The organism is Okeania sp. SIO2C9 (genome assembly GCF_010672455.1).
In the GTDB taxonomy this organism is placed as follows: Bacteria; Cyanobacteriota; Cyanobacteriia; order Cyanobacteriales; family Microcoleaceae; genus Okeania.
This window is the reverse complement of record NZ_JAAHGO010000012.1, coordinates 839,421-855,354: the sequence shown is the minus strand read 5'-3', so window position 1 is coordinate 855,354 and position 15,934 is coordinate 839,421. Positions and strand designations below refer to the sequence as shown.

Genomic DNA, 15,934 nt, shown 5'->3' with positions numbered 1-15,934 from the left:
GAAAAGCACATGGGAACAATAGTACACCAGACCAACCTACAAATACGAAGCGATCGCGTTTCAGCCAGTCATCCAGGACATCAAATGGTCCTCGTTGACTCTGCGGGCGTCCGACTGCTACAGTCATTACGGAATTCTCCAAATAATTATGATAACTACGGGTAATGTTTTACTTCAACCTTCTCTAAATAATTATTGCTCTGCCATAGCAGAATATGAGAGATTTTGTAAACATTGTTTAAATTTCTTTACCGTATTTATCATTATAAAGGTAATTTCCCCTTGGAGCAACCCAAAAAAATAGTTTTTAGGGACAATGTGCTTGTTAGATTTTAGATTTAGATTTTGAAGTTAAGTATTATCAATTGCTATGGGGCAAGCTAAAATGACTTTGTTTGAATCTTCTAGGGAGTAGATCGAGAGCTGTCCCAAAAGTATTAAAGTACAGATTGGCAGTTGGATAACTATTTAAGATGAATAATGTTAATAGTTGATAAAAATATAGTTACCGAAAAATTGGGTTTAAAGCCTCGCCCTTGTAGGGCGACTTTTTATTTGAGCATGCAAGTGAATTGAATATATGCTATTGTGTCATTAGTTGCCGGGGGGCACTCGGAAACTCGTGCGCGGACGTGGAGGGAAGCGTTAGACTACCGCCAAGGAAGCAGCACCCTGTGAAGCGTCAACCCGCCGAGGAGCTACGGCTTAGTAGGAATCCCCGTGCCTAACAGCCGGGGAGGATGTCAAATCAGACATATTCTTCGGATCGCAGGTGTCACCCTGACCCTTGTGAACTACAACACCCTCTATCCAATAGTCAAAGACAAAAGGGAGCTGCTTTTTTGATTATATTAACAGACCCCTTAACGCACCTTATTGATTAATCCTTTGCTGGCGGTACGATACAAACCTACTGGACTGACGCACCTTAAATGGTGCATTAGATTCAATTCAAAAGTCAAAAGTAAGAATTTTCAAGTTAAAAGCTAATGCACAGTTTTAGCTGTGTCAGTCCACTACTGTTGTGTCAAGCTTAAAATAGGGTAATAGGAAAATGGCAAAATCTAAGCTATATATTGTTTTTGTCCAAAACCCTAGGGCGTGTCATCAATTAAAATTTTGACAAAATGGGTATTGTATGGTTTGTGGAGATGGCGATCGCTATGCCAATAAAATGACTGATTCTACCTGTAGGAATTCCTCCCAGAAAGTTTACTGAACGTTTATCTTATCTAGTAGCGATCGCTCTATATTGTTTGAGAAGGCGCGAAAAAATTTTCAATTCATAGACTGCTTGATACAATATATAATCGTAATTACGAAGTTCACGCGCAGTTTTTTTTTCGGAGGAATCACTACTTCTATTCCTCTGTAGGTCAAAGGCTCTACTTTATCACCTGCTCCTCGGCATCATTTGTGATTCCTGATAGTTATTCTTGATAATCATACTATACTTTTAATGTCATAATGTCAATCTCTTTAATTGATGACACGCCCTAATACAACATTTAAGGCTTAACAGGCCACTACGCAAGATTCTGTGATGGTAATTTAGCCTTGAATTCTCAGCCTACTTGATTAGGGCATGAAACTTATGGCCGAGAGTTATTAAATTTTGTCAAATACTTAGTCGCTCTTTTGTACAAATTCACGAACATATTTGACATTGTTTGAATATATATGACTATATTTATGTATAACGTTTATTATACTTATCTAACTAAGAAATGTTCACTATTGACATTATTGTGAAGTATACCCCCGCACCATTTTCAGTACAACGTAAGTTAGCGGAGGATGCTGAAGCTGTTTATCAACAAGTCCTTGAATCTATTCGTTCTGGTAATCCTCAAGTTATAGAACTTACTTGTGAGAAAATGCCTGAGAAAAAGATTGCTGTACTTGCCAGTGAAATTTCTGGTGTCCAGATTTCCCAAAAATCTGGTGCTGCAGCTACTGGAAGACCACCTGGTTTTGTTGCTCTGACACAATGAACCCTAGGGATAACAGTATTCAAATTACTCGTCCAGCGATTGTAGTACAAGACCTTTGTTTTGATTGGCCTAATGGTAGTCAGGTTTTACGTTCTTGTTCTCTAAAAGTACCTAAAGGAGAATTCTGGATGCTCTTGGGTACTAATGGTAGTGGTAAATCAACTTTGTTAAGGGTATTGGCAGGACTTTTGTCTCCTCAGTCTGGAAAAATTCATTTTCAAGGGCGAATGGGTTTTGTTTTCCAAAATCCTGACCATCAATTGGTGATGCCTACTGTGGGAGCAGATGTGGCTTTTGGACTGGTTGAAGAGAGACTTTCTCAACTTCAAATTCGTCATCGGGTAGAAGATGCTTTAACAGCAGTAAATCTTTTAGACCTACAAAGGCGTCCTATATATGCTTTAAGCGGGGGTCAAAAACAAAGGATAGCGATCGCTGGAGCTATTGCTCGTAATTGTGACATCTTGCTGTTGGATGAGCCTACTGCTTTACTTGACCCAGACAGTCAATTAGATTTGGTCACTCAAGTTCAAAGCTTGGTTAAAAAGCGAGGTATTACTGCTCTGTGGGTTACTCATCGTTTAAATGAGTTGGATTATTGTGATGGAGCATTTGTATTAGATCGAGGTCAAGCAGTAATACGCAAACCCGAGACTGTTGAAGAAAAGTTTGATTAAATATTGAGCTTAAGCTAGGACTTCCTCATCTACATTCTCAAATATGCAAAGTAGAAGTAGGGGGAATGGCAGACACGGGCGATCATAGAAGAAAATCAAACTAGGCAGATAGTGATTTGATGTTCTCTGAGATAAAGTTCTCATCTCCAAATAGGTTAAGAGGAGTAAATGTCCTCAAATTTAGCGGAGTGTATTGAAGTAAATCTTAATCAATAGGAGATTTATATCACAGCAAAATTTCAGATCCTTAAACTCTCAAGTTTTGAAAGTTTAGGGATTATTTTTTTTGACCACGACAGAATCTGAATAAATGTTATATTACATTAGTATTTGTTAACATTCTGTGGAGAATTATCCCTTTGAATCATGTCACGCTCTTTAAGACGAAAGGTTATGCTCGTAGATGGCTATAATGTGATTGGTATCTGGCCTCGCCTCCAAGAAAGCTTTAGGATTCATGGTTTGGAAACAGCGAGACGAGATTTGATAGAAGCAATGGTAAATTATAGTGCTAGTCAAGACTTGAATACTTCTATAGTATTTGATTCTCAATATCAGTATACTCCTACAGTTAAAGAGGTTATTACTGATCGTTTATCTGTTTATTATACAGAATTCGGCCAGACAGCAGATACATATATAGAGAAAGCTTGTGCTAATCTTCGTCAAGAGATGCACCTCTCTAAGAGTAGGTTAATTGTTGCGACTTCAGATCGAGTTCAACAACTTACTGTGGTAGGTTATGGTGCAGAATGGATATCTTCTCAACAGCTTGCCCATGACATTGAAAGTGTAGCAAGTAGCGTTCGGCGTAGATGTCAACGAAGCAAAAAAACATCAGGCCGTTTTTTGGCTAATTACCTAGACCTAGAGTCTCAAAAGCGCCTAGCTGAACTAAGAATGGGTAAATAACTTTTCCTTATTACCATAATAATACCTGAAAGTCAAATTAGTTTAATAAAACTACATTATTATAACTATTAATAAAAAAAATATAAAAAAGGGTTGCAAAATATGTTGAGTTAGGGTTAAGATTAGTAATCGTAGCTCAGAAATAAAGTTACACATTCCTCGGTAGCTCAGCGGTAGAGCGGTCGGCTGTTAACCGATTGGTCGCAGGTTCGAATCCCGCCCGGGGAGTTTAAAAATTTTAGGTTATTGACCTAGGCCGTGTAATCAATTAAGGAGGTTGACATTAAGAGTATAGTATGCTGATGAAGAATAACTACAGGAATCATAAAAAAGGACTACTCTAAATGACTAAACGTTATGGCTTGCGTATGGGACCAATGGGAACGGATTCAAAATCTACTACCAGGCCGTGAAGGAACTTTAGGGAGGACTGCCACAGACAACCGCCTCTTTGTGGAAGCTGTTTGATACAGATATAGAGCGGGAATTCCAAGGACCGACTTACCAGAAAGATTTGGGGACTTCCGGGTGATCCATACCCCCTTTAGTCGTTGGAGCCATTGCTGGGAGCTGGGAAAGAGTATTTCATGCTTTAGCTGAGGATGCAGATCATGAATATGCCATGATCGATGCCACTATTGTTCGTGCTCATCAACATAGTGCCGGGACTAAGAATAGTACTGCACAACAGGAAGATATTGGCCTAAGCATTGGGGGATTGAGCAGTAAAATACATGGGGTAGTAGATGCTCTAGGTAATCCAACTCTTTTTTTTAACTACTCCTCAAACTTCAATTTTGGATGGAGCAGATGTCCTATTACCGAAAAATTGTGGGTATGCACCTCCCCTTTTAAGGGGATAATAAATAAAAATTTTCATGATTAGTAAATCCTCTTCAATTCATGGAGAGGTAATTATTAATTATTCATTATTAATTATTCATTATTGAACGATGGTAGAAGCAGAAGCAGTATTAGGGGATAAAGCTGACGATGCTCAGGAGCGGGTGATTTAACTTATGACCCACACAGGGATAGAAGTAGTGATTCCCCCGAAAAAAAACCGCACGTGAACTCCTTCATTATGATGAAATATTGTATAAAGCACCTGTAGTGATCGAAAATTTCTTCGCGCCTTCTCAAACAGTACCCTCGTGATCGCTACTAGATACGATCAACGTTCAGTTAACTGTCTAGAAGGAATTCCTACAGTTAGCCTCAGTCGTTTTATGAGCATAGCGTATGCCATTGACCTAGATTATACAACACCCATTTTGTCAAATTTTTAATTGATGACACACCCTAGAGATAGTTAGTAGTTCTATTTTTCTACTAAAATCTTAAGTTCAAGATTCTAGAACTAATACAGCGCTTTTCAAATTGATGAACCACATCTTCACAAGCAAAACTTTGTAGGGACGTTCCATGGAACGTCCCTACTGTGGTCTACCCAAATGAAAACCGCTGTAAGTTAATGTTTCAGTACGAACATACCAATAACTGCTCTCTATATTAGTCTCTTAACCCAAATGTTACTTTTCTCAATCATGGGTCTTTTGGAGCATATCCATTGCAGGTATTGACAGCCAAGATGAGACTGCAGGAAAAGTTGGAAACAGAACCAGTACATTTTTTTGTCCGAGAGTTTGAAACTCTACTGGATGAAGCTAGAGAAAAGTTAGCAAAATTTGTAGCTACAAAGTCAGAGAAGTTAGTATTTGTTCAAAATGCAACCACTGGGGTAAATGCACTATTACGCTCACTCAACTTTTCCCCCACCGATGAGTTATTAACCACAGACCAAGAATACAACACCTGTCGTCATGTCCTGAATTTTGTTAGCGATCGCACAGGTGCAAAAGTGATAGTCGCATCCCTACCTTTTCCAGTAGAGTCTCCGCAACAAATAATTGAAGCAGTTATCAAACATATTTCACCAAGAACAAAACTCGCATTGCTTAACCACATTAGACATCTCCAAAATAAAATTTAATGTAAAATTGTAGTAGCCAATTATATATACGCTGTGGCCAATGAACCAAGTATTAGAATATATTTATAACCATCCACTCATAAACAAAGAGAATTATTGGCATTACAGACAAACAACTAATAAAATTAATAGAAAATGCTCAAAAAATTTAATAAAAGAAAAGACAAGCGATGGCCAGCCTACGAAAAAAGATTAATCAAACAAGGAGGAGGAAGGAAAAAATCTTTAAATCATAGGGAAGAAATAATTTTGACCTTGTATTATTTGCATCATATGCCTACCTTGAAATTACTAGGGATAATTTTTGGAGTAAGTGAATCAACAGCAAATAATATATGTAAGCATTCAGCTGAATGCTGACAAAAATATTACTCAGGGAAACAAAAAAAACATACTTTGAAAAATCAAATAATTACCACAGAAAAAGCGAGTGCTTAATTCGCCGTCCCACGGCGAATGTAAGAAGCACTCAAGACAGGACAAGAAATAGTAGATGTAATAGTGGGAGAAAGAAGGCCAGAAAGTGAGATTAATTTACTGAAGAAACAACAAAAAAATTTTGATGATGAACAAAAATTCCAAGGAGATAAAGGTGATCAAGGTGGAGCAAGAGTTTCTACACAAAAAAAACTAAAAACCCAAAAATGTCACCAGAAACTAAAGAAGAGAATAAACGGAAAGCCCAAAAAAGAATATTTGTAGAACAGGTAATAAGGTTGATAAAAATATGCGCGTGTGGCGCGAGAAAGATTGAGATTAAAAGAGAAAAATTACGAAAAAGTAATTCTAACAATATGTGGTTTAGTTAGGTTAAGAATTGGAAAATTAATATAAGTATAAATTCGGATTGAACACAAAAAAAATGAGGAAAAAAGTGTAATCAAAAAGTTGATTAGTAACAACAAATAACTCTAAGAGCTGATGACACGGTAGAAATTGGCTACTTTTCTCTATGGCGATAGCTCTGGAAAAAGGTAGTTAGGATAGGCGTTTGAGTATTTTTGGAGATGTCTAATGGAAGTACGCGTACGCTAACCTAACCGTTATCTCTGTCTGTGTCCAGACCTTACCAAATTTATTCTGGGGTGCGATGCCACCAAATCAGCTTGTAGAACCATGGGCATTTTTTCTGGTTCAATTTGCCGACGATAGTATAGAGTGTCAAAAGTTGAGCCTGTTTGCTCCCCATTCCCCAGGAAAAGTTTGTCCGGATTCGGGACAATAGTATGCTTGAGTTCCTTTACCGAAAAATTGTGGGTATGCGCCTCCCCTTGGATAGGGGATAATCAGCGGTCGTTTGCGGAGCAGTCCGTTAGGATGGGATGGCGAGGTCTTTTCGCTGTCCGACCATCGACTCCTGTGAAGAAAAATTTTCATTTCATTGTCAATCCTCTTCAATTCATGGAGAGGTAATTATTCATTATTCATTATTCATTATTCATTATTCATTGTTGAATGGTTTTTCCGTGTTTATGGGGTTTATGATCACCAGACAGAGGACATTCCATAATTATTTTCACGATTTAGGGACTATATTCATCAAATTATTCCCACACTTTGCGCTCTGCACTACCGACCTTTATTCCTAAAGTTTCTATTGTAATGACTGTATGTTTTATTGTCAACAGTTATATTGAAGTGATTATGAAAAATGATTTTTTATCAAGTGGTAGAGCAGTTTCTAACATGAAAGCTCATTTAGTCTTGGTAACTAAATAAAAAGTAATCAACTAGGAGATGCTCAGGCGGTTAGGAGAAATAGTAGACAATTCTCAACCTTTTTTTGGTTATTACTCTGTATCTAAAACTCTTAATTTTTGGTTATGAAGTTATTGAAGTCCTGAACTGAGACAAAAAAAATTAACAAAACAATTGCATTCTCAAATTTTTGTGCTACTATTATTAATAGTAAAGATTATTAAAAACCGCTTAGGGATATAAGGAGGTGATGCCCATGCAAGATAGTAGTAAACGCTTGGGTCACCAGATTGGAAAATACCAGCTGTGTGCTGGGGCTGGACTCTAGTATCTAGCTTATGTCCCCCTCTGGGGGGTTAAAATAAACTTTAACTAAGCTGATCTGGGGTTTCTCTCAGCAGTTAGGTTCCAATCAAGGTGACCCGCTAGACCGCTCTTATCTTGAAGTAGTACTAAAGTATTTGCTAACATACTACTTTTTTATGATAAGAGCGGATAGTTTTTGGAGAATTTTATGAGTGAATTGCTGAGTGCAGAAGAAATTAGTCAACGTGTTAGTCAATTATCAGACTGGAAGCTAGAAGGAAATAAACTTCAGTGCGTAAAAATATTTAAAAATTTTGTCGAAGCAATTAGTTTTGTTAATCAATTAGTAGATCCAGCCGAGGCATCACAGCATCATCCTGATATAGAGATATCTTATAATAAAGTAATAATTAATTTAACGACCCATGATGCAGGCGGTTTAACAGAAAAAGATTTTAGCATGGCTAAACAAATATCTGCTTTAGACTAAGCTAGTTTTTGTAGTTCGATATAAATTTAAGGTAACAGCTCAATAATCCGGAGTGAATCGGTAAAAGATCAACCTCAAATTACGTAAAATCTTTTCTCAACTGGTAGTATACCCCCATTTCTTGAGTGGATACAATTTAAGTTAGTCTAGTACGGATTAGCTGACCGAGTATTTATAATAGAGTTATTAGTTAATAAATTTTCTAATTAAAACTGAAATTAAGCAAGCAAAAACTGGAATTTTGATGCCTTTAAATTAAAAATAATTTTCTTTAACTATATTACTACCCGAAAGTTAAGTGTATTAATTAGTAATTAAGTTTGTTCAGGATAAAGGCTAGTTAATAGCCCTAAATTATGTTCCAACTAAATATTCTCAAGTGGATGCAAGAATCCGCTACCGAGAGCACAGAATTATTGATAGAGCAGCTACTAGATATTGGTGCTGCCCTTTCAGATACTTACGATTTGGGCGATATTTTACATTTAATTTTATCCAAAAGTCGGGAGATAACTTGTAGTGATGCAGGTAGCGTCTATCTAGTAGAAAAAAAAGAAAATCAACCTACTAGGTTATTGTTCAAGGTAGCCCAAAACAATTCGTTGCCAGACTTTTCTTTCCACGAACTGGCCATAAATATGACACCGAAAAGCTTGGCTGGATATGTTGCTCTTACAGGTGAAAGTTTAAACTTATCAGATGCCTATAATTTACCTTTAAGTGTACCTTATAAATTTGACAAAAGCTTCGACAAAAATACTGGTTATCGTACCTGTTCTGTGTTAGTTTTACCTATGCAAAATAGGTCTCAAGAAATAATTGGAGTGATCCAGTTAATTAATCGCAAAATTAACTCAAATGCAGTATTGACAGCGAATAATTTTCAAGAATTAACTCAGCCATACTCACAATGGGAAGAACGAATAGTCAGTTCTCTTGCTTCTCAAGCAGCTATATCAATAGAAAGAAATCATTTACAAGAAAATATTGAAAATCTATTTGAGGGTTTTGTCAAAGCATCAGTACAAGCAATAGAAGCTAGAGATATATGTACATCAGGTCATTCAGAGCGAGTAGCAAAATTAACAGTGAGTTTGTGTCAAGAAGTTAATACTATTACTAGCGGGCCTTTATTGGGCATATCCTTTGACGACAGGCAAATTAAAGAAGTTCGGTATGCTGCTTTGCTGCATGATTTCGGTAAAATTGGAGTCCCAGAGGCAATATTAACAAAACGTAAAAAACTTTATGAAGAACAATTAGAGCTGATTGAGCAAAGGTTTTCTGTTGCTCAACGTACCCTGGAAATGGAATATGCTCAAACCAAGTACAAACAGTTACTAGGACATTTATCTGACATATCTCAACAACATACTCAAGAAAATTGTCCTCTATGCCAAAAAATGGAAAATCTGGATTTAGAACTAGAAACAGCGATCGCCCAGCTTAATAACTATTGGCAAATAGTATTAACCGCTAACGAGCCAACTATAACAACAGAAGAACCACTGAAACAACTGAAGCAAGTATTGCTTTACACCTACAAAGACATAGATGGTCAAATTAAATCACTAATTACACCGGAGGAAATGGCTCAACTAGCAGTCCCTAGAGGTAACTTGACTTTTGAAGAAAGAAAAGCTATGGAGTCTCATGTAACTCATTCTTACGAATTTTTGAAGCGGATTCCCTGGACAAATAACTTACAGCAAATTCCAGAAATTGCTTATGGACACCATGAAAAATTGGACGGTAGTGGTTATCCCAGGGGACTAAAGCAAAAAGATATTCCTATTCAAGCCCAGATTATGGTTATTGCAGATATATATGATGCTTTAACAGCAGGCGATCGCCCCTACAAACAAGGTTTGCCTGTAGAAGCTGCTCTCAGAATTATGCGTCATGAAGCAGCCCAGAATAAAATTAATAGCAACTTCTTGGAACTATTTGAACAACGAGAAGTCTTCTCGATACTAGGGCACAGCATTTAAAGAAGTCAGAAGTCAGAAGTCAGAAGTCAGAAGTCAGAATTTATAGTCATTCTGGTTTAGATTGAGACGAGTTTTTCTTGCTGTGAAAGGGTTTTATCTGAAAAAGTGCCCCATTCTTATTCAAAATAACTATATTTTTGTAACAGGGATTTGAGCTTCGCTCCAAAAATATTTGGCCTTTAAAGCCGGGGTTTTAGACCCAATTATTTTGATAAAGTACACTCGAAAAAGCAAAAATTTATACTAGAGACGCAAATATCAAAAATTATTTAGGCCATGATTAACAGAATAAAAAAATTCTGTATAGAGGTTGTTGATAAAAAAAAATTGTGATAACCTTTCACTCAACTACATACTAATATATTTATGTAGTTAAGCTGGTGGTTTAATAATCCTCAGTTTAGCTAAACCGTCGAGAAGCCTCACACCATAATTTTCGATTTGGTGTGAAATTAATTGGCGGTAAATGAATGAGGATCGATGTCCCATTCATCAAAAAATTTTATGTTATAGTAGCACCAAATTTGATGTCGGCAAGGGGTCTCCCGTTATACAAATTTTAACGGAAGGGGAATTGCAGACCAACAAATAAACCGCGTAGCGTCCGCTTATTTCTTCATTGTGTGCTTTTTTTGTGTTCTGATTATATCAGGAGTAGCGGTAATACGCACCTGAGAGAACCATGAAAACAAATAGCGAGTATGGGGTTCAATTGGTGAAGTTCACCCTCAACCCGTGAAAAGGGACAACTCTTGAGGGAACTTTCCGGAGTACAGAATTGTTTAGTACAAAAAGGCGGTGGGTCTTATCGTCTCTGTCTGCTGAGGGTTAAGTGGTTACACTCCCTGTGAAACAGAAAACCCTATCCGTGAGGTTGGGAAGCCTACATCATAATATTTGATTTGATGTAGGAGAACGTCACACAGTCTTTCTTTAATTGGTGTGAGGATGAGAGGGAAAATGTCAAAAAAATTCTGGAATTGTCTACTATTTAGTCCAGCAGTCTTGGGAGCAACCCTTGTTGCATCCTCAGCCGCTGTAGCTACTGAAAGTCAATCAGCTAATCTGGTTGCTCAATCTCAAGATACAAGCATAGAAATACAGGAAACTGAACTATTAGCTCAAGTCCCTGGAACAAATTCAGCTAATTCCGTTGCTAATGCACCAGCAACGACTATACGACAAATAAACCGCTACGGAAGAGAAGGACGTAATCTTCGTCAACCAAGTCTTCGTAATCTTAATAGAGCAAGAAGAAAAACAAAAGGTCAAGTTACTTCTGTATCTCAACTTTCTGATGTTCAACCTACAGACTGGGCATTTCAAGCACTACAATCCTTAGTTGAACGTTATGGATGTATTGTTGGATATCCGGATGGTACTTATAGAGGCAACCGTGCTTTGACCCGTTTTGAATTTGCGGCTGGTGTTAATGCTTGTTTAGATAGAATTACAGAACTTTTACAAGCTGCCATAGCAGATACAGTAAGTAGAGAAGACCTGGCAATTTTACAAAGATTACAAGAAGAATTTTCTGCTGAGTTAGCTATTTTACGGGGTCGTGTTGATGCTCTAGAAGCTCGTGCTGCAGAATTAGAGGCCAATCAATTTTCGACAACTACCAAACTTAGAGGTGAGGTAATTTTTGCCTTTGTTGATAATTTTGAAGACCAAGGGCAATACGGAACGTACAATGATAATACACAAGACGAAGACCAAACAGTATTTCAATACAGGGTACGTTTAGATTTCAACACTAGCTTTTCTGGTGAGGACTTATTATTTACAAGGTTACAAGCAGGTAATGCTCAAGCATTTAACCAGAAAATAGCTGAAGCTGAGGGACAGCAAACTTTCAATATTCTTAACCGCACAGATGATACGGTTGAGCTAGATAAACTTTTCTATAAGTTCCCAGTCAGGGATAATATTAGAGTAACAATAGCTGCTAATAAAGTAAGTTGGTACGACTTTGTTCCTACTCTCAACCCTTATATGGAAGATTATGATGGAGGAAGTGGTTCTTTAAGTGCTTTTGGTCAAAGGAGTCCAATCTATCGTTTAGGGGGTGGTAAAGGACTTGGTATTGAGTATGATTTTGGTTGCAAAGACCAATATGCTTGTGTTTATAGTCCATTTTCTGTATCTTTTGGTTACTTAGCAGCGGAAGGTGAAGACCCTCGCGAAGGAAGAGGTTTGTTTAATGGAGATTATGCTGCACTAGCACAACTAACCTTTACTCCAATTAAAAATTTCCAAATTGGACTGACTTATAACAAAGGCTATTTTGGACCAGGAAATTTTGGATATGATGATGGTGCAGCTACAGGTCTAGGGGATAATGGCAGTTTAAACAGTGGCTTTGTGGGTACTGGTGTTGCCAATACTATCTTTGGTTTAAATGCGGAACTTAATGATCGCCGACCAGGTTCAGTTAATATTGCTCAACCAGTTTCGACTAATGCTTATGGTGTACAAATGTCCTGGAGAGCAGCTGATTGGGTAACTATTAATGGCTTTGGTATGTATCTTGATGGGAAACTAATTGGTTTAGGTGATTTTGAACAATGGAGTTATGGAGCAAATATTGCTTTCCCCGATCTGTTTAAGGAAGGTAGTTTAGGTGGTATTGTTGTAGGTCGGGAACCCTATATGAATGAACTAGATGTTCCTAATGGGTTGTCATCAGGATTACGACAAGATATGTCATGGCACATAGAAGCATTCTACAAGTATCAAGTTACAGATAATATCTCGATTACTCCTGGTGTGACTGTAATTACAAATGCTAACCAAGATGATGATAATGATGAATTAATTATTGGTACTATTAGAACTACATTTCAGTTCTAGTGGTTAGTTAAAATTATGAGGGTGGCTATTCCACCCTCATAATTTAAAAAGTTATTAATTGCAATTTATCTCGGATTACTCAAACTACATACATATAATTCTGAGAGTTAAAAATTCTATACTTGAATTATCAAATAATCCTGATAGATATAGCAGAAAAAAGAAGCAAGGAGGAAAAAGTTAGTTATCTAGGAGAGAAGGCGTTTAGTTATTTAGGCGATTAGTTATCTAGAAGAAAAACAATCTTGTGTTGCCTGAGTTTTAATCTTTTGATATGTCTGCCCTCTTTGCTTCGACTGCTATTAATAATTAAGACTTATTTGAAAACAGATTCCTCTACATTTCTCTTCCCTGTTTCTTCTTTTGATAATTAACATCAGTAAACTAAATTTATTTTTCACTCTTTTTATTGACAGATATTAAATGAGATTTGATTTTGGTTTGAATTCAAAATTTATAAATATAAAAATTAGCAAGCAATATATACTATCTCCTTCAGGGTTACTCAAAGAGGTTGTAGAATTACAATTTTTGTATTGAAAATTTAGTAAATTATTCAACTAAATATATGTGAAAACTAATTTATAGCAGTTGCCAAGGTGCTGAGGACATAAAGGAGAAATATAGGGTTGGTGGAGCCTAGCCACAGCTATATCGCCTCTATGAAATGGTCTAATAATTTTGATTTTTCTCTGTCCTAATCGCCCTGGCAGTTACTATAACTTATGTTTCGAGGTAAATAAAAGTTAACAACAGCATATCTGCCTTGAACACAGCTCCAAAGGATCGAGAGAGAATAGAGAAACTTAGTCATATCCGTATATCCAATTGACTAAGAAAGAGAATAGAAAATATATTTGATTGAAAATAAACTTATTATTTAGTAGTAAGTATACAAACTTATAAATTAGTTTTAAGGTTTTTTAAGATATAAAAATTGACTCAATAATTTTGATTAAAGAATATACTCAGAAGAACATAAAGAAAAAGAAAAAATATATAAATCTGCAAGATTCAGTACATAAGATATATAGAAACCCAAGCAATCATAGCTAATATTGGGTATACTTATCAAAATAAAATAGAAAATAAGTTAGTATAAATTTATTTTAGACTTTTGGTAATAATGTGAATTCCTGAAAAAGTAGAAAGTATTTTTACAGAAATCAACAATACTTTACTTTAGCTGAAAATAAACTTAAAGTTTAGCATAAAAAAATATTTTCTATCAAGTTATTAAGTAGCCCTCAGTATACCATACCATTTAGGATAAATATATCATGCGTATTGCTCATAATATTACGGAATTAGTAGGTCGCACACCTCTAGTACAATTGAATCGTATTCCTCAAGCAGAAGGATGTGTAGCCAGAATAGTAGTAAAGCTAGAAGGAATGAACCCTGCCGCCTCTGTCAAAGACCGCATCGGTGTGAATATGATAAATGCAGCAGAGCGTGAGGGTTTAATTACACCCGGTCAAACAGTATTAGTTGAACCAACATCTGGAAATACGGGTATTGCTCTGGCAATGGTAGCTGCCGCTAGGGGTTACAAGTTAATTTTAACAATGCCAGAAACCATGAGTTTAGAGCGTCGCTCTATGTTACGCGCTTATGGCTCGGAACTGGTGTTGACCCCAGGTAGTGAAGGTATGAAGGGTTGTATCACAAAAGCGCAGGAGATAGTAGATTCAACGCCTAATGCATATATGTTACAACAATTCGATAACCCGGCTAATCCACAAATTCATCGCCAGACTACAGCATTGGAAATATGGGAAGATACAAATGGCCAAGTTGATATTCTAGTTGCTGGTATTGGTACTGGTGGAACCATTACAGGTATTGCAGAGACTATTAAGCAACGAAAGTCTGATTTTCAAGCGATCGCTGTGGAGCCTTCAAATAGTCCAGTCTTATCTGGTGGACAACCTGGACCTCATAAAATTCAGGGAATAGGAGCAGGTTTTGTCCCATCTGTTCTGAATGTGGATATCATAGATGAAGTGGTTCAGGTTGCTGATAGTGAAGCAATTAGTTATGGTCGTCGTATAGCTAAAGAGGAAGGTATCTTGTCAGGTATTTCTACAGGAGCAATTCTTTGTGCAGCAATAAAAGTAGGTCAGCGACCAGAAAATCAAGGTAAATTAATAGTAATGATTCAGCCTAGTTTTGGGGAACGTTATTTAAGTACGCCACTGTTTCAAGAACCAGAACAAACTCTAGCTACGGCAGTCAGCTAGTGCCGCTACGCGGAAGTTAAAAGTCAAAATTCATGCATCGAGTGCTAATTGGCGAGGTGTCCTCAGAATGAATGTAAGACGCACATCTGACAGTCAATCATTTTTGATTTGTAATTGTTTTGGGATTTTGTAACTGGTCAGTTATTTCCGCCATCCTGCACTAGATATATTTCAGTGTGGGACTTACACATTCACGTTACACTAGATTTTTGACAAATTTAAGCGATCGGGAAAAAGTAACAGGAATACTTAGTTTCTGGATATTAGTTGATTTTAATTTCAGTTTGACAAAATGTCTCAATATATATGCGAAAAACTATAGTGCTATATATAGCAATCATAAATTGATTGTGAGAATTTTTTTTATAATAGTTAATTTGAACTGAAAACCTTTAAAATTCCGTATGTCGCCAATCCGACTGCTCCCCTACCTGACTCCTGTAGGGTCAAATGGCCATTCGCCCCTACCATCAAAATATTACAACTTAAATAGGATTGTTATATTTGTCTAGTAGTGTTTGATGAGGATAAATGTGTAAGTACTTGACTAATTTGAGATTATTTAAAGCTTTGCAAAGACTAAGTATTTTGATGAGAAAATATAATTAGTATCTACATTACGGAAAGTCAAATTTAAGCCATGTTCAAAATTTAGCAAAAGTCATATTTATGGGAAATTAAAATATCTGATATAATTTTCTACTCACTATTGCTATCTAGAATCTAAAATATTTAATCTACAATTATAAATTTAAAGGTTTGCTTATTTAATTGGCA

Annotated in this window: 12 protein-coding genes, 1 tRNA gene and 2 pseudogenes; 14 read left to right on the top strand and 1 reads right to left on the bottom strand. The window is 36.6% G+C overall.

Going from position 1 to position 15,934, the window contains the following annotated elements; all coding sequences use genetic code 11:
* Nucleotides 1-127, bottom strand: a pseudogene (locus tag F6K23_RS13885) (photosystem II D2 protein (photosystem q(a) protein)); the annotation flags it as partial.
* Between the two features lie 1,600 nt (nt 128-1,727).
* On the opposite strand from F6K23_RS13885, the gene F6K23_RS13880 reads away from it, so the two are divergent.
* The 14 genes and pseudogenes from F6K23_RS13880 to cysK all read left to right on the top strand — a co-directional run bounded on the left by F6K23_RS13880 (nt 1,728) and on the right by cysK (nt 15,157).
* Nucleotides 1,728-1,994: a hypothetical protein gene (locus F6K23_RS13880; protein ID WP_293156099.1), complete on the top strand. Its 267-nt coding sequence runs from the start codon at nt 1,728-1,730 to the stop codon at nt 1,992-1,994.
* Entirely contained in the window at nt 1,991-2,671 is a 681-nt protein-coding gene (locus tag F6K23_RS13875; RefSeq protein ID WP_293156096.1) for an energy-coupling factor ABC transporter ATP-binding protein, read from the top strand. Before F6K23_RS13880 ends, F6K23_RS13875 begins: the two co-directional genes overlap by 4 nt.
* Before the next feature lie 366 nt (nt 2,672-3,037).
* Nucleotides 3,038-3,583: an NYN domain-containing protein gene (locus tag F6K23_RS13870; RefSeq protein WP_293156093.1), complete on the top strand. Its 546-nt coding sequence runs from the start codon at nt 3,038-3,040 to the stop codon at nt 3,581-3,583.
* Nucleotides 3,584-3,739: 156 nt separating this feature from the next.
* Nucleotides 3,740-3,811: transfer RNA gene (locus F6K23_RS13865), tRNA-Asn, on the top strand.
* A 116-nt stretch (nt 3,812-3,927) separates the two neighbouring features.
* Nucleotides 3,928-4,112: pseudogene (locus F6K23_RS13860) on the top strand (transposase); the annotation flags it as partial.
* A gap of 93 nt (nt 4,113-4,205) precedes the next feature.
* Complete coding sequence (locus F6K23_RS13855; protein ID WP_293156090.1) at nt 4,206-4,469, top strand: hypothetical protein; 264 nt, start codon at nt 4,206-4,208, stop codon at nt 4,467-4,469.
* Nucleotides 4,470-5,153: 684 nt separating this feature from the next.
* Nucleotides 5,154-5,576, top strand: a complete 423-nt coding sequence (locus tag F6K23_RS13850) for an aminotransferase class V-fold PLP-dependent enzyme (protein WP_367267693.1) — start codon at nt 5,154-5,156, stop codon at nt 5,574-5,576.
* Nucleotides 5,577-5,711: 135 nt separating this feature from the next.
* Nucleotides 5,712-5,936: a transposase family protein gene (locus F6K23_RS41785; protein ID WP_367267692.1), complete on the top strand. Its 225-nt coding sequence runs from the start codon at nt 5,712-5,714 to the stop codon at nt 5,934-5,936.
* A gap of 141 nt (nt 5,937-6,077) precedes the next feature.
* Nucleotides 6,078-6,278 (top strand): hypothetical protein, encoded by a 201-nt coding sequence (locus tag F6K23_RS13845; protein ID WP_293156160.1) that lies wholly within the window; start codon nt 6,078-6,080, stop codon nt 6,276-6,278.
* Entirely contained in the window at nt 6,221-6,385 is a 165-nt protein-coding gene (locus tag F6K23_RS13840; RefSeq protein ID WP_293155918.1) for a hypothetical protein, read from the top strand. Before F6K23_RS13845 ends, F6K23_RS13840 begins: the two co-directional genes overlap by 58 nt.
* 1,403 nt (nt 6,386-7,788) lie before the next feature.
* A complete protein-coding gene (locus F6K23_RS13830; RefSeq protein WP_293156084.1) occupies nt 7,789-8,070 on the top strand; it encodes a 4a-hydroxytetrahydrobiopterin dehydratase in 282 nt (93 codons plus the stop codon).
* A gap of 356 nt (nt 8,071-8,426) precedes the next feature.
* Nucleotides 8,427-10,061: an HD family phosphohydrolase gene (locus tag F6K23_RS13825; protein ID WP_293156082.1), complete on the top strand. Its 1,635-nt coding sequence runs from the start codon at nt 8,427-8,429 to the stop codon at nt 10,059-10,061.
* 960 nt (nt 10,062-11,021) lie between these two features.
* Entirely contained in the window at nt 11,022-12,914 is a 1,893-nt protein-coding gene (locus tag F6K23_RS13820) for an iron uptake porin (RefSeq protein WP_293156079.1), read from the top strand.
* Between the two features lie 1,280 nt (nt 12,915-14,194).
* A complete protein-coding gene (gene cysK, locus F6K23_RS13815) occupies nt 14,195-15,157 on the top strand; it encodes a cysteine synthase A (RefSeq protein ID WP_293156076.1) in 963 nt (320 codons plus the stop codon).
* Nucleotides 15,158-15,934: the final 777 nt, after the last annotated feature.